This is a genomic window from Pseudolysinimonas sp. (assembly GCF_031389465.1).
Lineage (GTDB): Bacteria > Actinomycetota > Actinomycetes > Actinomycetales > Microbacteriaceae > Pseudolysinimonas_A.
The window spans coordinates 1-18,897 of sequence record NZ_JANMSQ010000229.1 but is presented as its reverse complement, the minus strand read 5'-3'; the positions used below and the strand labels follow the sequence as shown (position 1 = coordinate 18,897).

19 protein-coding genes are annotated in these 18,897 nt (G+C 67.0%); 11 read left to right on the top strand and 8 right to left on the bottom strand.

The features are described 5' to 3' along the window. A partial coding sequence (locus RMO30_RS09270; RefSeq protein WP_309712358.1) for an FAD-binding oxidoreductase occupies positions 1-921 on the top strand: 921 nt, incomplete at its 5' end. A gap of 4 nt (positions 922-925) precedes the next feature. Here RMO30_RS09270 and RMO30_RS09265 read toward each other — a convergent pair. Next, on the bottom strand, positions 926-1,429 hold the full coding sequence (locus RMO30_RS09265; RefSeq protein ID WP_309712355.1) for a flavin reductase family protein: 504 nt from the start codon (positions 1,427-1,429) through the stop codon (positions 926-928). 72 nt (positions 1,430-1,501) lie between these two features. Between RMO30_RS09265 and hisD the strand changes: the two genes are divergently transcribed. From hisD to RMO30_RS09250, 3 genes are all read left to right on the top strand, one after another. Then, on the top strand, positions 1,502-2,812 hold the full coding sequence (gene hisD / locus RMO30_RS09260) for a histidinol dehydrogenase (RefSeq protein ID WP_309712352.1): 1,311 nt from the start codon (positions 1,502-1,504) through the stop codon (positions 2,810-2,812). A gap of 43 nt (positions 2,813-2,855) precedes the next feature. Continuing rightward, on the top strand, positions 2,856-3,335 hold the full coding sequence (gene nrdR / locus RMO30_RS09255) for a transcriptional regulator NrdR (protein WP_309712349.1): 480 nt from the start codon (positions 2,856-2,858) through the stop codon (positions 3,333-3,335). A 147-nt stretch (positions 3,336-3,482) separates the two neighbouring features. Beyond that, complete coding sequence (locus RMO30_RS09250; RefSeq protein ID WP_309712347.1) at positions 3,483-4,517, top strand: quinone-dependent dihydroorotate dehydrogenase; 1,035 nt, start codon at positions 3,483-3,485, stop codon at positions 4,515-4,517. Here the strand turns inward: RMO30_RS09250 and RMO30_RS09245 are convergent. Beyond that, on the bottom strand, positions 4,492-5,055 hold the full coding sequence (locus RMO30_RS09245; RefSeq protein WP_309712344.1) for a DUF3043 domain-containing protein: 564 nt from the start codon (positions 5,053-5,055) through the stop codon (positions 4,492-4,494). The two genes, RMO30_RS09250 and RMO30_RS09245, sit on opposite strands and share 26 nt — an antisense overlap. Positions 5,056-5,071: 16 nt before the next feature. Here RMO30_RS09245 and RMO30_RS09240 point away from each other — a divergent pair, with 16 nt between their 5' ends. The 6 genes from RMO30_RS09240 to RMO30_RS09215 all read left to right on the top strand — a co-directional run bounded on the left by RMO30_RS09240 (position 5,072) and on the right by RMO30_RS09215 (position 10,524). Next, positions 5,072-6,478: a dipeptidase gene (locus RMO30_RS09240; RefSeq protein ID WP_309712341.1), complete on the top strand. Its 1,407-nt coding sequence runs from the start codon at positions 5,072-5,074 to the stop codon at positions 6,476-6,478. Positions 6,479-6,505: 27 nt separating this feature from the next. Beyond that, positions 6,506-6,883, top strand: coding sequence for an iron-sulfur cluster insertion protein ErpA (gene erpA, locus RMO30_RS09235; protein ID WP_309712338.1), 378 nt, complete (start codon positions 6,506-6,508; stop codon positions 6,881-6,883). 146 nt (positions 6,884-7,029) lie between these two features. Next, positions 7,030-7,854 (top strand): cytochrome c oxidase subunit II, encoded by an 825-nt coding sequence (gene coxB, locus RMO30_RS09230; protein ID WP_309712367.1) that lies wholly within the window; start codon positions 7,030-7,032, stop codon positions 7,852-7,854. Continuing rightward, complete coding sequence (gene ctaD / locus RMO30_RS09225; RefSeq protein ID WP_309712335.1) at positions 7,854-9,572, top strand: cytochrome c oxidase subunit I; 1,719 nt, start codon at positions 7,854-7,856, stop codon at positions 9,570-9,572. The genes coxB and ctaD overlap by 1 nt, the downstream gene beginning before the upstream one ends. A gap of 1 nt (position 9,573) precedes the next feature. Further along, positions 9,574-10,026: a cytochrome c oxidase subunit 4 gene (locus RMO30_RS09220; protein WP_309712332.1), complete on the top strand. Its 453-nt coding sequence runs from the start codon at positions 9,574-9,576 to the stop codon at positions 10,024-10,026. A 30-nt stretch (positions 10,027-10,056) separates the two neighbouring features. Beyond that, the gene (locus RMO30_RS09215) at positions 10,057-10,524 is read left to right on the top strand and encodes a GNAT family N-acetyltransferase (protein WP_309712329.1); all 468 of its coding nucleotides are present in this window, start codon (positions 10,057-10,059) and stop codon (positions 10,522-10,524) included. A gap of 15 nt (positions 10,525-10,539) precedes the next feature. Here the strand turns inward: RMO30_RS09215 and RMO30_RS09210 are convergent, their stop codons facing one another. Genes RMO30_RS09210 through RMO30_RS09195 form a run of 4 tightly spaced genes read right to left on the bottom strand, consistent with a single transcriptional unit; the run spans position 10,540 to position 14,761 of the window. Further along, a complete protein-coding gene (locus tag RMO30_RS09210) occupies positions 10,540-12,105 on the bottom strand; it encodes a ubiquinol-cytochrome c reductase cytochrome b subunit (protein WP_309712364.1) in 1,566 nt (521 codons plus the stop codon). Between the two features lie 59 nt (positions 12,106-12,164). Continuing rightward, a complete protein-coding gene (locus tag RMO30_RS09205) occupies positions 12,165-13,238 on the bottom strand; it encodes a Rieske 2Fe-2S domain-containing protein (RefSeq protein ID WP_309712326.1) in 1,074 nt (357 codons plus the stop codon). 39 nt (positions 13,239-13,277) lie between these two features. Beyond that, a complete protein-coding gene (locus tag RMO30_RS09200) occupies positions 13,278-14,063 on the bottom strand; it encodes a cytochrome c (protein ID WP_309712323.1) in 786 nt (261 codons plus the stop codon). A 5-nt stretch (positions 14,064-14,068) separates the two neighbouring features. Beyond that, entirely contained in the window at positions 14,069-14,761 is a 693-nt protein-coding gene (locus RMO30_RS09195) for a heme-copper oxidase subunit III (protein ID WP_397427916.1), read from the bottom strand. On the opposite strand from RMO30_RS09195, the gene trpD reads away from it, so the two are divergent. Next, entirely contained in the window at positions 14,760-15,821 is a 1,062-nt protein-coding gene (trpD, locus tag RMO30_RS09190; RefSeq protein WP_309712318.1) for an anthranilate phosphoribosyltransferase, read from the top strand. The genes RMO30_RS09195 and trpD overlap by 2 nt on opposite strands. Positions 15,822-15,887: 66 nt before the next feature. On the opposite strand, the gene glpK is transcribed toward trpD, so the two are convergent. Together glpK and RMO30_RS09180 are read right to left on the bottom strand one after the other, a co-directional pair. Next, positions 15,888-17,402, bottom strand: coding sequence for a glycerol kinase GlpK (gene glpK, locus RMO30_RS09185; RefSeq protein WP_309712316.1), 1,515 nt, complete (start codon positions 17,400-17,402; stop codon positions 15,888-15,890). Between the two features lie 21 nt (positions 17,403-17,423). Then, the gene (locus RMO30_RS09180) at positions 17,424-18,893 is read right to left on the bottom strand and encodes an SDR family NAD(P)-dependent oxidoreductase (RefSeq protein ID WP_309712361.1); all 1,470 of its coding nucleotides are present in this window, start codon (positions 18,891-18,893) and stop codon (positions 17,424-17,426) included. Positions 18,894-18,897: the final 4 nt, after the last annotated feature.

Genomic DNA, 18,897 nt, shown 5'->3' with positions numbered 1-18,897 from the left:
CGCAGTCACGGCGTGTCTTCCGACTATGTCCTCGGCGCGACCGTCGTCACCGCGAGCGGCGCGGTCGTCGACGCGTCACCCGCCGGCGACGCGGACCTCTACTGGGCCCTGCGCGGCGGCAAGGGCGGGTTCGGGGTCGTGGCCGAGGTGCGGGTGCGCCTGGTTGCGCTACCTGAGCTCTACGCGGGCGCGCTCACCTTCGACACGCCGCACGTCGAGACCGCCCTTCGCGGCTGGATGCAGTGGACCGGCGATGCCCCCGCCGACGTCACCACCTCGGTCGTGCTCATCCGCTACCCCGACCTGGAGTTCCTGCCGCCGCATCTGCGCGGACGGTTCCTGCTCAACCTGCGCTTCGCCTACCCGGGGGCCGCGGCCGAGGGCGAACGACTCGCGGCGGGATTGCGCGCCCTGGCTCCCGTCGATGTCGATGATGTCGGTCCGATGGTGCTCACCGACGTCGCGCGCATCCACTCCGACCCGACCGAGCCGGGCCCGGCGTGGGGCTGGGGCGCCCTGCTGACGACAATCGACGACGACTTCGCGACGGCGCTCACCTCGGCCTTCCATCCGGCTGCGCCCGTCCCCTTCCTCGCGATTGAGGTGCGCCACCTCGGCGGCGCGGCGACGACCGATGTCGACGGCGGCTCCGCGGTCGGTGGACGCGAAGGCGCATTCGCGATTCACGTCGTCGGCGCTCCCGATCCAGCGCTTTTCGCCGAGGTGCTGCCTCGCGCCGCAAGCGGTTTCGCTGCGGAGATTGCCCCGTGGGTCGCGCCGTTCACGACGATCAACTACTCCGCTCGGTTCGCCGATGCTGCGGAGTTCGCCAGAGCGTGGCCGGCATCGACGTTTGAGCGGCTCGCGGCGGTGCGCCGACGCGTCGACCCGCACGGCGTATTCGCCTACGGAGTGACCTGATCCGCTAGTCCGGAACGGGACTGCCCGGGATCAGGTAGGCCCGCTCGTGGTAGAGCAATGCCGCGTCTTCGGGGCCGAGCCCGCCGTCTTCCACCTGGACGACCACGACAGCGTTGTCGGCGACCGGGAGACGTTCGACGATGCGCCCGATCATCCAGGCGGGTACGTCCTTCAACAGCGGAAGATCGAGCGGACCGGGCGCCCAATGGTCGCCCGCGAAGCGTTCGTCATGAGGTCCGGAGAGGCGATCGGCGAGCGCACGGTTGCGGGCGCCGAGCAGGTGGATGAGCACGTGAGTCGTGCCCTCGACGGCCGGCCAGGCGGTCGAGATGCGCGCCATGTTGAAGGTCGCGAGTGGCGGAACCGCGGCGAGGGAGGCGAGCGAGGTCACCGTGAAGCCGACGGGCGTGCCGTCGGGGGTGCGGCCGGTCACCACCGCGACTCCCGCAGCGTGCCGACGGAAGGCCAACTTGAACGCAGAGAGGTCGTCGACGATGTGCGGTTCCACACGACTAGTAAACCGTGTCCACGGCGCTGGAATTCCTTTGGACGCCGAGGCCGCCCATAGCATGGACGGGTCATGATCCAATCGATCGATCTCCGCGGCCGGCGTCCCACCCCGAGTGAACTCCGGGCTCTCGTGCATCGCGCCGAGGTCGACGTGTCGGCCGCCATCCCGGTTGCCGCGGACCTCATCCGCGACGTTCGCGAGCGCGGCACGACCGCACTCGACGAACAAGCCGACCGGTTCGACGGGGGCCGCGCGGCTGCGATCCGGGTCGACCCGGCTTCGATCGCGGCCGCGGTCACCCGTTTGCCCCAGCAGATCCGGGCCGCTCTCGATGAGGTCATCGACCGCGAGCGCGCCGCGAGCCGCGCCCAGGTACCGGCTCCCGCCGTCACCACCGTTGCTCCGGGCGCGCAAATCACCCAGCGCTGGCAGCCCGTCGACCGGGTCGGGCTCTACATCCCCGGTGGCAAGGCGGTCTACCCGTCGAGCGTCGTCATGAACGTCGTGCCCGCGCAGGTCGCGGGGGTTGGTTCGATCGCCCTCGCGTCGCCGCCCCAGAAGGACTTCGAGCACGGGATTCACCCGCTCATCCTCGGTGCGGCTGGAGTACTCGGCGTCGACGAGGTCTACGCGATGGGCGGCGCCGGCGCGATCGGCGCGCTCGCCTACGGCATCCCGTCGCTTGCCCTCGACCCGGTCGATGTCGTCGCTGGACCCGGAAACGTCTACGTCGCCGCCGCGAAGCGTGTCGTGCAGGGGGATGTCGGAATCGACGCTGAAGCGGGTCCGAGCGAGGTGCTCGTGATCGCGGATGCCGACGCCGACCCCGTCGTCGTCGCCGCCGACCTGATCAGCCAGGCGGAACACGACGAATCGGCGGCGGCCGTGCTGGTGACCGACTCCGCAGAGCTCGCGGATGCCGTGCGGGCCGAGCTCGAGCGTCAGGTCGCGCAGACGGCGGCGCGCGAGCGAGTGCTCGTCGCCCTCGCGGGACCGCAGTCGGCAATCGTGCTTGTCGACGACCTCGACACCGCCGCGCGGGTCAGCGACGCGTACGCACCGGAGCACCTCGAGATTCAAACGGCCGACCCGGGCGCCGTGCTCGACCGCATCTCACACGCCGGAGCGATCTTCCTCGGCACCTATTCGCCGGTGAGTCTCGGCGACTACCTCGCGGGGTCGAACCACATCCTGCCGACCGGTGGCACCGCGCGCTTCGCCTCCGGTATCTCGGCCGTCACCTTCCTCCGCCCGCAACAGGTCGTGCACTACGACACCGACGCCTTGCGCACGGTCGCCCACCACATCCGCACCATGAGCGACGCCGAGCACCTTCCCGCGCACGGCGACGCGGTAGACGCGCGATTCCGGGGAGACTGACCTCCGGGCTTTCTCTTGACGAGGGCTTTATCCTGGTCAGACCATGTTCTGCCCGTTCTGCCGCTACTCGGATAGCCGCGTCGTCGATTCGCGCACGAGCGACGACGGCCTCGCCATCCGCCGACGTCGGCAGTGTCCGGAGTGCGGTCGCCGGTTCTCGACCACCGAGACCGCCAGTCTCTCGGTCATCAAGCGTTCGGGAATCGTTGAACCGTTCAGCCGAGAGAAGATCGTCTCGGGCGTGCGGAAGGCGTGTCAGGGCCGCCCGGTGAGCGACGCCGATCTCGCGCTCCTCGCGCAGCGCGTCGAGGAGAGCATCCGGGCGACCGGCGTCTCGCAGATCGACGCCAATGACATCGGCCTCTCGATTCTGCCTCCGCTGCGCGAACTCGATGAGGTCGCCTACTTGCGCTTCGCGAGCGTCTACCAGGGCTTCGACTCGCTCGAGGACTTCGAGGCGGCCATCGCACTGCTCCGAGTCGAGAACGCGAGCACGGGCGAAATCGAAACTCCCGCGGGCTGAGTAGCCGCGCAGCGGCGTATCAATCTCCCGCGGGATGAGTAGCCGCGCAGCGGCGTATCGAAACCTCGACTTGTTGGTCCCTGGTTTCGATACGCGTGCCGCTGTGCGGCGCGCTACTCAACCCACGGTGTGGGTAGCCTGGGCGGGATGTACGCCCTCCTGTTCCGCTTCGTGCTTCGCCGGATGGACCCGGAGCGAGCGCACCATCTCGCACTTCGGGTAATTCGCCTGCTGCCGGGGTTCCTGCGCGGGTACAGCCGCCCGCATCCATCGCTCGCCGTGGAGGCGCTGGGCCTGCGCTTCCCGTCACCGTTTGGACTCGCGGCCGGTTTCGACAAGGAGGCGGCAGGCATCCGCGGACTCGGGGTGCTCGGTTTCGGGCACATCGAGGTGGGCACGATCACCGCCGTCTCACAGCCTGGCAACCCGAAGCCCCGACTCTTCCGACTCGTCGCCGACCGGGCGGTCATCAACCGCATGGGGTTCAACAACGCCGGGGCTGAGGCCGCGGCTCACCAGCTTCGACGTGAGCGCCGCCGCCGCATCCGACCGGTCATCGGGGTCAATATCGGCAAGTCGCGGGTCGTCGCGGTCGAGGAGGCCCTCGAGGACTACCTGACCTCAACCCGGTTACTCGCCCCGCTCGCCGACTACCTCGTCGTCAACGTCAGCTCGCCGAACACCCCCGGGCTTCGGGGCCTGCAGGAACTCGACAAGCTCGGGCCCCTCCTGAAGGTGGTGCAGGATGCCGCCGCGGGCGTTCCGGTGCTCGTCAAGATCGCTCCTGACCTCACCGACGAGCAGGTGCTGAGGATCGCGGGGCTCAGTGTCGGACTCGGCCTCGCGGGCCTCGTTGCGACGAACACGACGATCTCACGGGAGGGACTGCGCTCTGACCTCACCGAGATCGCTGCGGCGGGGGAGGGCGGGCTCTCCGGCGCCCCTCTCGCCGAACGTTCTCTCGAGGTGTTGCGTCTGCTGCGCGCGTCGGTTCCCGCCGACTTCGCGCTCATCTCTGTGGGCGGAGTCGACACGGCGGCGGATGTCGCGGAGCGACTCGACGCGGGCGCGACGCTCGTGCAGGGCTACACGGCGTTCCTCTACCGCGGCCCGTTCTGGGCACGGCAGATCAACCGCGGGCTCCGGGCCGGGTCGCTTAAGCGGGATACTCTCCGCGCTTGACCTGAGGCTTCGGCAGGCGCAGGAACCGCATCTGGATGGCGCGCATCGCCGCGTACCAGCGCACGCGCTCCACCTTGTCTTTGCCGTACTTCGCAGCGAGCCGGCGGGTGACCTGGAAGCCGAGCACGACACAGTCGGCGACGACGAACAGGAAGATGGCCCAGAAGCCCAAGAAGGCGTAGTCGGCGATCTGCGGCACGAACCAGGTGAGGATGACGAGCACGAGCGTCGGCATCAGGATCTCGCCGGCGCTGAACCGCGCATCGACGAAGTCGCGCACGTAGCGCTTCTGCACGCCTTTGTCGCGGACCGGGAGGTAGCGCTCGTCGCCCCTCGCCATCCCGACGCGGGCCTTCTCTCGCTCACTCGCGATCGTCGCGCGGTTTTGCTGCGAAGCGAGTTTGCGGTCTTTCGGCACGAGCGGTCGACGCAGAGCGGCTTCCCGTTCCTTGCGGGTCGGGGTCGCGTGACCCTTGCCCGCGGGAGTCGGCTCCGGCAGGGCCGCGGGGGAGACAGGGGTGCTAGGGGTCTTGGCCACGACTTAAGATTACGGGATGCCTGCAACGCCGCCTTCGACACCGTTCGCCGACGAACTTCGGGAGGCGGTCGCGGCGGGGTTTCCGCTCGCGGTTGCTGACCTCTCGCGTCTCGTGCGCATCCCGTCGGTCTCGTGGGACGGCTTCGACCCGGAGCAGGTGGGGGCGAGCGCCGAGGCGGTGAGGGCCCTCGCGGCCGACACCGGCGTGTTCGATGACATCGACATTGTGCAGGTGCCGATCGGCGGAGGTAGCAAACTCGGCCTACCCGCAATCATCGCCACCCGGGCGGCCCGCAACGGGCGGCCGACGATCCTGCTCTACGCACACCACGACGTGCAGCCGCCTGGCGAGGACGAGCACTGGGATTCGGTGCCGTTCGAGCCGACCCTGCGGGGCGACCGGCTGTACGGCCGAGGCGCAGCGGACGACAAAGCCGGCGTGATGACCCACATCGCCGCGATCCGGTCCCTGGTGGCCGTCACCGAGGACGATCTGGATGTCGGCCTCGTGCTGTTCATCGAGGGCGAGGAGGAGTTCGGCTCCCGGTCGCTTCCCGAGATCCTGCGCCGCTATCGCAGTCGCATCGCGTCCGATGTCATCGTCGTCGCCGACTCGGGGAACTGGGACCTCGACACCCCCGCCCTCACGATCGCGCTCCGAGGTGCGGTCGCCTTCAACCTGCGGATCACAACCCTCGCCCACGCCTCCCACTCGGGCATGATGGGCGGCGCGGTGCCCGACGCGCCGATGGCCGCGATCGAGCTGCTCGCCACGCTCTGGAAGAAGGATGGGTCCGTCGCCGTCGAGGGGCTGACCAGCCACGACGAGGAGACTCCGAAGTACGGGGAGAACAAGCTCCGCGAGGAGTCGGGGCTGCTCGATGGGGTCAGCCCGATCGGTGCCGGCGCGATCCTCTCCCGGCTGTGGTACCAGCCGTCGATCACCGTTACCGGGATGGATATCCCGAACATCCGCAACGCCTCGAACACTCTCGTGCCCAGCGTTCGAGTCCGCATCAGCGCGCGGGTCGCGCCGGGCCAGACCGCTCAGGATGCGTTCACCGCGATCGAGGCTCATCTGCTGCGCCACGTGCCGTTTGGCGCTGAGATCTCGATCGAAGACCTCGACCTCGGCAACCCGTTCCTCGTCGACTCGACCGGATGGGCGGCCTCGGATGCGCTCGAGACGATGGGGGAGGCCTGGGGCACCGAAGCGGTCGAGATCGGGGCGGGAGGGTCGATCCCGTTCATCGCCGACCTCGTCGAGATGTTTCCGGCGGCGCAGATTCTCATCACGGGCGTCGAGGATCCTGATTCGCGCGCGCACAGCCCCAACGAGTCGCTGCACCTGCCCACCCTCCGCCGCGCGATCTTGTCGGAGGCGCTCCTGCTCGCGCGGCTGAACGGGAGATCCGGCGAATGAGCCGGGTGCTCGATTAGACTGAAAGACATGACTGACACCGCCCTGACTTCGACTGACCAGGTTTCGACCGATGTCTCTGCCCACGGCGTGAAGCTCACTGACACCGCGGCGACGAAAGTCAAGAACCTGCTTCAGCAGGAGGGTCGCGACGATCTTCGACTGCGGGTCGCGGTGCAGCCGGGCGGGTGCAGCGGCCTCATCTACCAGCTCTACTTCGACGAGCGCCTGCTCGACGGGGATGCGACCGTCGACTTCGACGGTGTCGAGGTTGTCATCGACAAGATGAGCGTGCCCTATCTCGACGGGGCGGCGATCGACTTTGAAGACACCATCCAGAAGCAGGGCTTCACGATCGACAACCCCAACGCCGCGGGGTCGTGCGCCTGCGGAGATTCCTTCCACTGAGCGGCGCGACTCTCCGACCCGCGGGGGTTTGACCCTCTGGCTGGTGGATAGACTGAGAGCAGGTCATCCACGTTCCTGAGAGGTCACCGGTGCGCTCCACTCGCTCCCCGAAGTCGAAATTGGCGCGTTGGGCGTTGCTCCCCATCATGGGCGCCGTGACCGTCATTCTCGCTGGCTGCACGCAAGCCCAGCTCATCGGCTTTCTGCCCGAGGATTCGGTCGGCGCGACGAACCACACCGATCGCATCACCGGCCTCTGGGTGACCTCGTGGATCGTGCTTCTCGCAGTCGGAATCGTCACCTGGGTCCTGATCATCTGGGCCGCGGTCGTCTACCGTCGCCGCAAGGGCCAGACCGGTTTTCCGGTGCAGCTGCGGTACAACATGCCGATCGAGATCTTCTACACGATCGTGCCGCTCATCCTCGTCATCGGGTTCTTCGCCTTCACTGTCCGCGACCAAACGGAGATCGAGCAGCCGATCGCCGACCCCGACGTTCAGATCGAGGTCTATGGTCAGCGCTGGTCGTGGGCGTTCAACTACGCCCACGAAGACGTCTACGAGGTCGGCATCCAGGCCCAGGAGGGCGAAAGCGGGCAGGTCGACACCGACCAGCTTCCCGTTCTCTACCTGCCGGTCGACGAGACGGTCGAAATCAAGATCGAGTCGCGCGACGTCATCCACTCGTTCTGGATCGTCGACTTCCTGTACAAGAAAGACATGATCCCGGCGCGGTCCAACTACATGTACTTCACCCCGCTCAAGGAGGGTGAGTACGACGGCAAGTGCGCCGAACTCTGCGGCGAGTACCACTCCCGAATGCTCTTCACGGTGAAGGTCGTTTCGCGCGAGGAATACGACGAACAGATGGCGCTGCTGCGCGAGAAAGGTCAGACCGGCCAGCTCGACAGCACCTACGACCTGAACCAGAACCTGCCAGGCACGGGCGCCACGGGCGAGGGAGAGAACTGATGACCACTACCACCGCGCCCCAGCAGTCCTTTGGCACGCCCAAGGTCGAGCGCAAGGGCAACGTCATCGTCAAGTGGATCACGACGACCGACCACAAGACGATCGGGTACCTCTACCTCATCTCGTCGTTCGTCTTCTTCTGCCTCGGCGGCGTGATGGCGCTCGTCATCCGCGCGCAACTCTGGGAGCCGGGCAGCACGCTCGTGGCGAGCGGCGAGCAGTACAATCAGCTCTTCACGATGCACGGCACGATCATGCTGCTGCTGTTCGCGACCCCGCTGTTCGCGGGCTTCGCCAACGTTGCGATGCCGTTGCAGATCGGTGCCCCGGATGTCGCCTTCCCGCGGCTCAACGCGCTTGCGTACTGGCTCTTTCTCTTCGGCGGAATCATCGCGGTCGCCGGCTACCTGACCCCGCAGGGGGCTGCGTCGTTCGGATGGTTCGCCTACGCCCCGCTGTCGAATACGACGTTTACGCCCGGGCTCGGCGGCAACCACTGGGTCTTCGGCCTGGCGATGACCGGTTTCGGCACGATCCTCGGCGCGGTGAACTTCATCACCACGATCATCACGATGCGCGCCCCCGGAATGACGATGTTCCGCATGCCGATCTTCACTTGGAACATCCTGGTGACGTCGATCCTCGTGTTGCTCGCGTTCCCGGTGCTCGCCGCGGGGCTCTTCGCGCTCGGCGCCGACCGGGTGTTCGAGTCGCACCTGCTCGATCCGGCGAACGGTGGCGCCATCCTGTGGCAACACTTGTTCTGGTTCTTCGGGCACCCCGAGGTGTACATCATCGCGCTGCCGTTCTTCGGCATCATCTCCGAGGTGCTGCCGGTCTTCAGTCGCAAGCCGATCTTCGGCTACAAGACCCTCATCTACGCAACGATCGCGATTGCGGCCCTCTCGGTGACGGTGTGGGCGCACCACATGTACGTCACCGGCTCGGTGCTGCTGCCCTTCTTCGCGCTCCTGACGATGCTCATCGCCGTGCCAACGGGTGTGAAGATCTTCAACTGGGTCGGCACGATGTGGCGTGGCTCGGTAACGTTCGAGACTCCGATGCTGTGGGCGATCGGCTTCCTCATCACCTTCACCTTTGGCGGCCTGACCGGCGTCATCCTGGCGAGCCCGCCGCTCGACTTCCACGTGTCCGACAGCTACTTCGTGGTCGCGCACTTCCACTACGTCGTGTTCGGCACCGTCGTGTTCGCCATGTTCTCCGGCTTCTACTTCTGGTGGCCGAAGTGGACCGGCAAGATGCTGAACGAGACGCTCGGCAAGTGGCACTTCTGGATGCTGTTCATCGGCTTCCACACCACCTTCCTCATCCAGCACTGGATCGGCGTCATGGGCGGTGCACGTCGCTACTGGAGCTACCTCGAGGAAGACGGCCTGACCTGGATGAACCAGATCTCGACGATCGGCGCCATGATCCTCGGCGCGTCGCTGTTGCCGTTCTTCCTCAATGTCATGATCACTGCGCGTCGTGGCGAGAAGGTCACCGTCGACGACCCGTGGGGCAACGCCCGGTCGCTCGAGTGGGCGACCTCGTGCCCGCCGCCGCGTCACAACTTCGTGTCGATCCCGCGCATCCGCTCGGAATCGCCGGCGTTCGACCTGCACCACCCGGAGGTGGGCCCGCAGGTCGGGATCGGACCGATGAAGGATGCCCCCGAGAGTCCCGTCGTCGACCTCGTCGACGGAGAGGTGAAGTAGCGTGCGCGTCAACGCCAACCTGTTCTGGATTCTCGCGGTCTTCTTCGGGCTCTCGGCGGCCGGATACACGCTGTGGTCGCTCATCGACTACGTGAACACCCCCACCCAGGTCGAGCCGATCACGGCGCAGGGCGTTGAATGGGTGGGCACGGTTGGGATCACCCTCGGCGCTGTGCTGTCGGTCTTTATCGCGTTCTATCTGACGATCACGAAGCGCGCCCAGGGCGGCGAACTGCCCGAAGACACGTTCACGGCCGAGATCGATGACGGCGACCCGGAGGTCGGGCACTTCAGCCCGTGGAGCTGGTGGCCGATGGTGCTCGCGTTGGGCCTGGGCTTCATGTTCCTCGGGTTCGCGATCGGCATCTGGCTTGCCTTTATCGGCGGTCCGATTGTGTTGATCGCGATCATCGGCTGGCAGTACGAGTACTACCGCAACTTCTTCGCCCGCTAGAGTTCGCCCGCCAAAGGGGGAAACGCTTCGATGACTGATGCCGTGATCCGCGAAGCGCGTCCAGGCGACGAGGATGCGCTCTATGCGCTCGTCGGGCAGCTCGGGCACGCCTTCACTCCCGAGCGCGCCGCCTACGACACGACGCTCGGCGCCTATTTCGCGGGTTCACACCCCAACGTGCTGCTGCTCGTGGTCGATGACGGCTCGCCGCGCCTCGGCGGGTACGCGCTCACGACGATCGTTCCCCTGCTCACCACCAACGGACCGTCGGCTCAACTCCAAGAGCTTGTGGTCGACGATGAGGCCCGTGGTCTGGGCTATGGAACCCTCCTGGTGCGGGCGGTCGAGGCCGCCTGCGAGGAGCGGGGGGTGACCCAGTTGACGGTCGCGAGTCGCCGCGCCGGCGGTTTCTACGACCGACTCGGCTTCACCGACGCCGCCGAGTACATGCGGCGCTTCTTCCCGCCCGACCGGGGTGCCGCGCGCGTTCTACCCTGAGCGGTGGATCGGCGCTCAGTGGTGAGACTGGGCCTCGAGCTCGCTCTTGGTGACCGGGGCGATGCGATCCTCGAAGAACAGCTTCGACACCACGGCACGAACCCGCTGCACGACCGAGATGCGACCGTGCTTGTCGGGGCGCACCATGAGCGGCTGGTAGTCGTTGTACGTCACCAGGCGCCAGCGCTCGTAGTCGCTGAGTGGGTGGTGCACCTCGACGTACTCGCCACCGGGCAGCCGCACGATGCGGCCCGACTCGTACCCGTGGAGCGCGATCTCGCGGTCCTTCTTCTGCAGCGCGAAGCAGATGCGTCGTGCCACAACGAACGCGATGATCGGTCCGGCGATCAGCAGGATCTGGAGGGCGAGTGTCACCCCTTCAACGGCGAGCTTGAAGTGAGTCGCGATGAGGTCGGAGGATGCTGCAGCCCACATGACCGCGTACAGCGTCACGCCGGCGGCTCCGATGGCGGTGCGCATCGGAGCGTTCCGCGGACGGTCGGCGATGTTGTGGTGACGCTTGTCGCCGGTGACCCATGCCTCGAAGAACGGGTAGAACGCGACGAGACCGAGGAAGACCGGCAGGATCAGCAGCGGCACGAGGATGTTGAGCGACAGCGTCGCACCGAGAATCTCGAGCTCCCAGCCCATCGGGATGAGGCGCAGCATGCCATCGGCGAAACCGATGTACCAGTCGGGCTGGGTGCCCGCGGACACCGGGGACGGGTCGTACGGGCCGTAGTTCCAGATCGGGTTGATCGTCACGGTTGCCGCAACCAGCACGATGACGCCGAACACGATGAAGAAGAAGCCACCGGCCTTGGCCGCGAACACCGGCATGACCGGCACTCCCACCACGTTGTCGTTGGTACGGCCGGGACCCGCGTATTGGGTGTGCTTGTTGACGAACACCATGATCACGTGCACGCCGACGATCGCGACGAGAATCGCGGGCAGCAGCAGGATGTGCAGGCTGTAGAACATTCCGATGACCGTCGTGCCGGGGAACTCGCCGCCGAACAGCAGGTACGAGATCCAGGTCCCGATGACCGGGATGCCCTTGACCATGCCGTCGATGATGCGCAAGCCGTTGCCCGATAGCAGGTCGTCAGGGAGCGAATAGCCGGTGAAGCCCTCTGCCATGGCGAGGATGAAGAGCGTGAAGCCCAGCAGCCAGTTGATCTCGCGGGGCTTGCGGAACGCGCCGGTGAAGAATACGCGCAGCATGTGCAGGCCGATCGACGCGACGAACAGCAGCGCAGCCCAGTGGTGGATCTGACGTACCAGCAGGCCGCCACGGATGTCGAAGGAGATGTCGAGCGTTGAGGCCATCGCGGCCGACATCTCGATGCCCTTGAGCGGCACCCAAGCGCCGTCGTAGATGACCGGGACCATGCTGGCCTGGAAGAAGAAGGTCAGAAACGTGCCCGAGAGCAGCACGATGATGAGGCTGTAGAGCGCCACCTCGCCGAGCATGAACGACCAGTGGTCGGGGAAGATCTTGCGGCCGTAGTCGCGGATCCAGCCGGAGAGCTTGAAGCGCTCGTCGACATAGCCGGCGGCCCAGTTGGTGAAACGCATCCCGCGGCCGACTTCCGGCGTCGAATCGCCTTCGCCGGGGCGCCCGGTGTTCTCGACGGTCACAGCTTGCGCTCCCAGAAGCTAGGGCCGACGGGCTCGGTGAAGTCGCTTTGCGCGACCAGGTAGCCTTCGTCGTCGATGGTGATCGGCAGTTGCGGCAACGGGCGCTTGGCGGGACCGAAGATGACCTTCGCCTCGTCGGTGATGTCGAACTGCGACTGGTGGCACGGGCACAACAGGTGGTGGGTCTGCTGCTCGTAGAGCGCGACCGGGCAGCCGACGTGGGTGCAGATCTTGGAGTAGGCGATGATGCCCTGGTAGTTCCAGTCTTCCCGACCGGCGGAGACCGTGAGGTCTTCGGGCTTGAGCCGCATGAGCAACACTGCGGCCTTGGCCTTCTCTTCGAGCTTGCCGTGCTCGAGGTCTTCGAGGCCCTCGGGGATGACGTGGAACACCGAGCCGAGAGTGACGTCAGCCGCCCGGATCGGCGTGCCGTCGGGGTCACGCGCGAGCCGCGTGCCCTTCTTCCACAGCGTGTGCTTGAGCAGCGTCACCGGATCTTCGGCGGGCGCGAGGTCGCGGAACAGCACGATCGCGGGCAGCGGGAAGACGACAAGAGCGCCGATGAGGGAGTTGCGGATCAGCTTCCGGCGGGTGAAACCCGACTCCTGGTTGCCGGCGGTGAAGACCGCGGCCGCACCGGCGCGCTTCTCGTACTTCTCCTCGGGCGGGTGGCCGGCGTTGCGGTCTTCGACGAGGTCGTGGCCCTCCATGAGCGACTTCGACCAGTGCACAGCACCGAAGCCGATGCCGAACAGGGCAAGCGTCATCCCGAGCCCCAGCATGAGGTTGTTGGTGCGTACCGAGCCGGGGTCGGCGGCATCGATGGGGAAGATGAAGTACGCCGCGATCGCGAAGATGCTGCCGACGATCGATACCCAGAAGAACCAGGCGACGCGGCGCTCGTTCTGCCGCTCCTTCTTCGGGTCGACATCGCTGACCCGCGGGCGGTAGGGCGGGAAGCCGGGGTTCTCGATCGCGTCCGTGGACACGACGGCAGTTCCGGGTGCGTCGGCCGGGATATCCCGGCGCACGACCGCACGCCCGGGTTCGGCGCTGCCGTGGTCTGCCATGCTCTTCTGCTCTCTTGTTCTCTTCGTGCGTCGGAACGCTTAGTTTGACTTCGCGGTGAGCCAGACAGTCACCGCGACGATCGCGCCGAGCGCGAAGATCCAAACGAACAGACCCTCCGAAACCGGGCCCAGACCACCGAGGTCAAGGCCGCCGGGGGAGGGGTTGTCGTTGAGGTATTCGAGGTAGGCGATGATGTCGCCCTTCTCCTCCGGCGTGATGTTGAGGTCGTTGAACACCGGCATGTTCTGCGGCCCGGTCACCATCGCCTCATACACGTGGGCGGGGTCGACGTCCTTCAGGTCGGGCGCGAACTTGCCTTCGGTGAGGGCGCCACCTGCGCCAGCCACGTTGTGGCACATCGCACAGTTGATGCGGAACAGCTCGGCACCGAGGGCGACATCGCCTTCTCCCGTGAGGTACTCGTCGGCCGGGATGCCGGGACCCTGACCGAGCGTTGCGACGTAAGCCGCAAGCTCTTCGATCTGCTCCGCGGTGAACTGCACGGGCTTGGCCTCAGCCTGCGGTCCAGAGGCGGCCATCGGCATCCGACCGGTGCCGACCTGGAAGTCGACCGCAGCAGCACCGACACCGACGAGGCTGGGGGCGTCGGTGGTGCCGACGGCCCCGATCCCGTGGCACGAGGCGCAGTTCGAGAGGAAGAGCTTCTCGCCCTCTTCGGAAGCCGTCGCGGTTGCGGACGTGGGGCTCGCCGTGGCGCTTGAAGTGACGAGCGCGTAGGCGCCGCCGGTGGTCAGCAGGCCGATCAGGAGGAGCGCGACTGAAGCGAGAGGAGAGCGGCGGCCCGTGCGACGACTGCGTGACATAGGGCTCAGACTCCGAAATTGGGGAGGACGTAGATGATGAGGAACAGGCCGATCCACACCACGTCGACGAAGTGCCAGTAGTACGAGACCACGACTGCAGTCGTTGCTTCTTTGTGGGTGAAGCGTTTGACGGCGAAGAAGCGGCCGATCACGATGAGGAACGCCAGGAGGCCGCCGGTCACATGCAGGCCGTGGAAGCCGGTCGTGAGGTAGAAGGCCGAACCGAAGGAGTCGGAGGTGAACCCGACGCCTTCACTGACGAGGAGGGCGTATTCGTAGACCTGGCCGATGATGAACAGCGCGCCCAGGAAGAAGCTCGCGAAGAACCACTCGACGACGCCCCATTTCCAGAACGCGAGCGGGCCACCGGTGCGCCACTTCTGCAGGCGCTCGGCCGCGAAGACGCCATACTGCGCGGTCACCGACGAGGAGACGAGGATGATCGTGATCGCCAGCGAGAACCAGATGTTGAGTTTCGATCCCTGGTCGGCCCACAGACCCGGCGACGTCGACTTCAGCGTGAAGTAGATCGCGAACAGGCCGGCGAAGAACATGACCTCGCTGCCGAGCCACACGATCGTGCCGACTTGCACGGTGTTCGGACGATTGATAACCCCAGCGGCCGGGCGGTGCGAAATCGGTGTCGAGGTCACGATTCCATTATGGCCGAAATCAGAGGTCGCTACGATCGACGCCATGCCGACGGAACTCACTTGGCCAGCTCTGCTCACCCAACTCTTGGCCGGGGCGGATCTGTCGATCGCTGAAGCGTCCTGGGCGATGGAGCAGGTGATGGAGGGGGAGGCCACCCCGGCGCAGCTCGCCGGGTTCCTGGTTGCTCTCAGGGCGAAGGGCGAGACGGTCGATGAGATCGTCGGATTCCGGGATGCGATCCTGGCGCACGCTCAGCCGCTCGCCGTCGATCCGATGGCGCTCGACATGGCGGGTACCGGTGGTGACCGGATGGGTACCGTCAATGTGTCGACGATGGCATCCATCGTTGCTGCCGCTGCGGGGGCGAAAGTCGTCAAGCACGGCAACCGCGCGGCGTCGTCGGCTTCGGGATCGTCGGATGTCCTCGGCGCGCTCGGGATCGGGCTTCACTTGCCGCCGGAGCGGGTTGCCGCTGTGCTCGACGAGGTCGGCATCACCTTCGTCTTCGCTGCGCTCTTCCACCCCGGCTTCAAGCACGCCGGCCCGGTTCGTGCCGAACTCGGCATCCCGACGGTCTTCAACTTCCTCGGTCCGCTGTGCAACCCGGCACGCCCCGAGGCATCGGCGGTCGGCGTCGCTGCGCTCGACAAGGTGCCCCTGATCACCGGAGTGTTCCGTACCCGCGGCGTCACGGCGCTCGTCTATCGCGGCGACGACGGACTCGACGAGTTGACGACGACCGGGCACAGCCACATCTGGGAGGTGTCGCGCGGCGACATCCACGAGCACGACCTCGATCCCGCCGACCTCGGGATCGCGCGGGCGAGCATCGCTGATCTGCGGGGCGGGGATGCCGCGCACAATGCGGGGATCGCGCGCGCGGTGTTCGCCGGCGACCCGGGGCCGGTGCGCGACATCGTGCTCCTCAACGCCGCCGCCGGCCTCGTCTCGTGGCAGCTCGCCCACGACGCCGCGCAGCAGGAACGCGACATCCGCGAACGTTTCACCGAAAAGCTCGCCGTCGCCACCGAGGCGATCGACTCGGGCGCGGCGACGGCAAAGCTCGACGCCTGGGTTGCCGCGACGCAGCGCGCTGGAGCATAAGAGCGGAGGCCATTTCTGGCCTTCGCCGCGACGCCAGCGCCGACGCCCGGCTCGGGCGGCGGGCAGCTAGTTGTCGTCGACCCAGTCGAAGGTGCGGGTGACCGCCTTCTTCCAGATGCGCATTCGCTCCGCGCGTTCGACGTCACCCATGGCGGGCGTCCAGCGGCGGTCCTCACGCCAGTTCGCACGCAGCTCGTCGAGGCTCGACCAGAACCCCACAGCGAGCCCCGCGGCGTAGGCCGCACCGAGCGCCGTCGTCTCGACCACCGCGGGACGCACGACCGGCATCCCGAGCACGTCGGCCTGGAACTGCATGAGGGTGTCGTTGGCGACCATCCCGCCGTCGACCCTCAGTTCGGTGATCGGCGTCGGGAGGTCGGCGTCGGCAGCGTCGACCACGTCGACGGTCTGCAGCGCGACCGCCTCGAGCGCGGCGCGTGCGATGTGCGCCTTCGTGGCGAATCGAGTCAGCCCGAGGATCGCCCCGCGCGCGTCGGGCCGCCAGTAGGGAGCGAACAGCCCCGAGAAGGCCGGAACGAACGCGACCCCGCCGGTGTCGGGCACTGTGAGCGCCAACTGCTCGACATCCGCCGAATTCTCGAAGAAGCCCAGGTTGTCGCGCAGCCACTGGATGAGCGAGCCGGTGACCGCGATCGACCCCTCCAGGGCGTAGCGCGGCGCTTCGTCGCCGAGCCGGTATGCGACGGTCGTGATGAGTCCGTTCGCGGACTGCACGATCTTCGTCCCGGTGTTGGCGATGAGAAAGTTGCCGGTGCCGTAGGTGTTCTTGCTCTCGCCCGCCTCGAAGGCGGCCTGCCCGAAGGTCGCGGCTTGCTGGTCGCCGAGGATGCCGGCGATCGGCACACCTGAGAGGGGCGCGATCGCGGTGCCGTACACCTCCGACGACGACCGGATCTCGGGCAGAAGAGCGCGCGGGATGCCGAACGCCGTCAGCAGGTCGTCATCCCAGGCGAGGGTGGCGAGATCCATCAGCAGGGTGCGGCTGGCGTTGGTGACATCGGTGGCATGCACTCCACCGTCGGGGCCGCCCGTGAGATTCCAGAGCACCCACGAGTCGGTGGTGCCGAAGGCGAGTTCGCCCGCTTCCGCTCGTACCCGAGCTCCGTCGACCGAGTCGAGCAACCAGGCGATCTTCGTCGCCGAGAAGTAGGTCGCGAGCGGGAGCCCGGTCTTCGCGCGGAACCGGTCGACCCCGCCGTCGGCAGCAAGACGGTCGATGAGATCTTGGGTGCGCGTGTCCTGCCAGACGATCGCGTTCGCGATCGGCTCGCCCGTCGCGCGATCCCAGATGACTGTCGTCTCGCGCTGGTTGGTGATGCCGATCGCGGCGACTTGGGCGGCGTCGGCGCCCGCGGCCTCGAGCGCCTCGGCCAGCACCGCGAACGTGTTGTCGCGGATCTCGGTCGCGTCGTGCTCGACCCAGCCCGCCTGGGGGAAGATCTGCCGATGTTCGCGTTGACCGGTCGCGACCGGCGTCCCGGCATGGTCGAAGAGGATCGCGCGGGTGCTGGTGGTTCCCTGATCGATCGCGACGACGTACGAGTGCGACAACTTCGTCATGTCGGCAAGATAAGCACGAGCTCACCAAGATCCGGGGGAGTAGTCCTTGAGGAAAACTCCGAACAGGTCTTCGCCGGCCTCACCGCGCACGATCGGGTCGTAGACCCGCGCGGCGCCATCGACGAGGTCGAGGGGAGCGTGGAAGCCTTCTTCGGCGAGCCGCACCTTCGTCGGGTGAGGGCGTTCGTCGGTGATCCAGCCGGTATCGACGCTCGTCATGAGGATGCCGTCGGTCTCGAACAGTTCCCGGGCGCTCGTACGCGTGAGCATGTTGACCGCGGCCTTCGCCATGTTGGTGTGGGGATGCCCGGGTCCCTTGTAGCCGCGGCCGAAGACACCCTCCATCGCGCTCACGTTTACAACGTAAGTGCGCCGCGCGGGGGACGCGGCGAGAGAGGCCCGCAGCTTCGAAATGAGGATGAACGGCGCCGTATCGTTCGCCAGCTGCACCTCCAGCATCTCGAGCGGGTCGACGGCGTCGACGCTCTGGGTCCACGAGTTGATCGGCGCGAGGTCGGGGACCAGCCCACCCGCGTCGATCGCGGTGCCGGCGGCGAGTCGCTCGAGCGAGGACGACCCGGCCGCCATCGCGAGTTCGGTGAGCTCATCGGCCTTCGCCGTCGCGGCCGCGAGGATCGGGTGCGCGGCGACCGCGCGGGCGAGCGCCTGCGGGTGCGCATCGTTGGTGTGGCCGAAAGTCTCCATCTCGGGGAGCGGACCATCGGGCAGCGGAGCGAGCTCGGCATCCACGAGCCGGGAGTAGGCACCGGGGGAGCGGCGCACCGTCTGCGCGGCGTTGTTGATGAGGATGTCGAGCGGCCCGTGCTCGGCGACGGACTCGGCGAGACCGATCACCTGTGCCGGATCACGCAGGTCGATGCCGACGACGCGCAGCCGGTCGATCCAGTCGGAGGAGTCGGGAAGGCTCGTGAAGCGGCGCACCGCGTCGCGGGGGAAGCGGGTGGTGATCGTCGTATGTGCGCCATCGCGCAGCAGGCGCAGCGCGATGTACATCCCGATCTTGGCGCGGCCGCCGGTGAGGAGCGCGCGTTTGCCGGTCAGGTCGGTGCGCGCGTCACGTTTGGCGTGACTCATCGCCGCGCAGGCCGGGCACAGCTGATGGTAGAAGGCGTCGACGATCGTGTAGTCCTGCTTGCAGATGTAGCAGGGGCGGGGCTTGATGAACACGCCGGCGATCGCGTTCGTTGCGGCGCCCGAGATCGGAACACCCCGCGTCTCGTCGTCGATGCGATCGGGGGCGCCGGTCGCCGTGGCGGCCACGACGGCACGGTCGTTCTCCTGGATCTGCGCCCGCAGTTCTAGGCGGCGCTCCCTTTTGACCTCTTTGAACATCGCCGCGGTCGCACGACGCACGGCTTGGAAGTCGGGATGCTCGCGGTCGACCTTCGCGAGGCTGGCGAGTACCCCAAGAGTGACCTCAAGGTCGGCGGGGTCGATCCCGCTCGGCGAGAGCGGCACGTCAGAGGGCACGAAC

Excerpts from the sequence above, each read along its gene's own strand:
- RMO30_RS09205 (WP_309712326.1), bottom strand. The coding sequence starts at position 13,238 with ATGGCAGACCACGGCAGCGCCGAACCCGGGCGTGCGGTCGTGCGCCGG.
- ctaD (WP_309712335.1), top strand. The coding sequence starts at position 7,854 with ATGACCACTACCACCGCGCCCCAGCAGTCCTTTGGCACGCCCAAGGTC.
- glpK (WP_309712316.1), bottom strand. The coding sequence starts at position 17,402 with ATGACGAAGTTGTCGCACTCGTACGTCGTCGCGATCGATCAGGGAACC.
- nrdR (WP_309712349.1), top strand. The coding sequence starts at position 2,856 with ATGTTCTGCCCGTTCTGCCGCTACTCGGATAGCCGCGTCGTCGATTCG.
- trpD (WP_309712318.1), top strand. The coding sequence starts at position 14,760 with ATGCCGACGGAACTCACTTGGCCAGCTCTGCTCACCCAACTCTTGGCC.
- RMO30_RS09215 (WP_309712329.1), top strand. The coding sequence starts at position 10,057 with ATGACTGATGCCGTGATCCGCGAAGCGCGTCCAGGCGACGAGGATGCG.
- RMO30_RS09210 (WP_309712364.1), bottom strand. The coding sequence starts at position 12,105 with ATGCGTTTCACCAACTGGGCCGCCGGCTATGTCGACGAGCGCTTCAAG.
- erpA (WP_309712338.1), top strand. The coding sequence starts at position 6,506 with ATGACTGACACCGCCCTGACTTCGACTGACCAGGTTTCGACCGATGTC.
- RMO30_RS09250 (WP_309712347.1), top strand. The coding sequence starts at position 3,483 with ATGTACGCCCTCCTGTTCCGCTTCGTGCTTCGCCGGATGGACCCGGAG.
- RMO30_RS09240 (WP_309712341.1), top strand. The coding sequence starts at position 5,072 with ATGCCTGCAACGCCGCCTTCGACACCGTTCGCCGACGAACTTCGGGAG.
- hisD (WP_309712352.1), top strand. The coding sequence starts at position 1,502 with ATGATCCAATCGATCGATCTCCGCGGCCGGCGTCCCACCCCGAGTGAA.
- coxB (WP_309712367.1), top strand. The coding sequence starts at position 7,030 with ATGGGCGCCGTGACCGTCATTCTCGCTGGCTGCACGCAAGCCCAGCTC.
- RMO30_RS09195 (WP_397427916.1), bottom strand. The coding sequence starts at position 14,761 with ATGGCGTCGATCGTAGCGACCTCTGATTTCGGCCATAATGGAATCGTG.
- RMO30_RS09200 (WP_309712323.1), bottom strand. The coding sequence starts at position 14,063 with ATGTCACGCAGTCGTCGCACGGGCCGCCGCTCTCCTCTCGCTTCAGTC.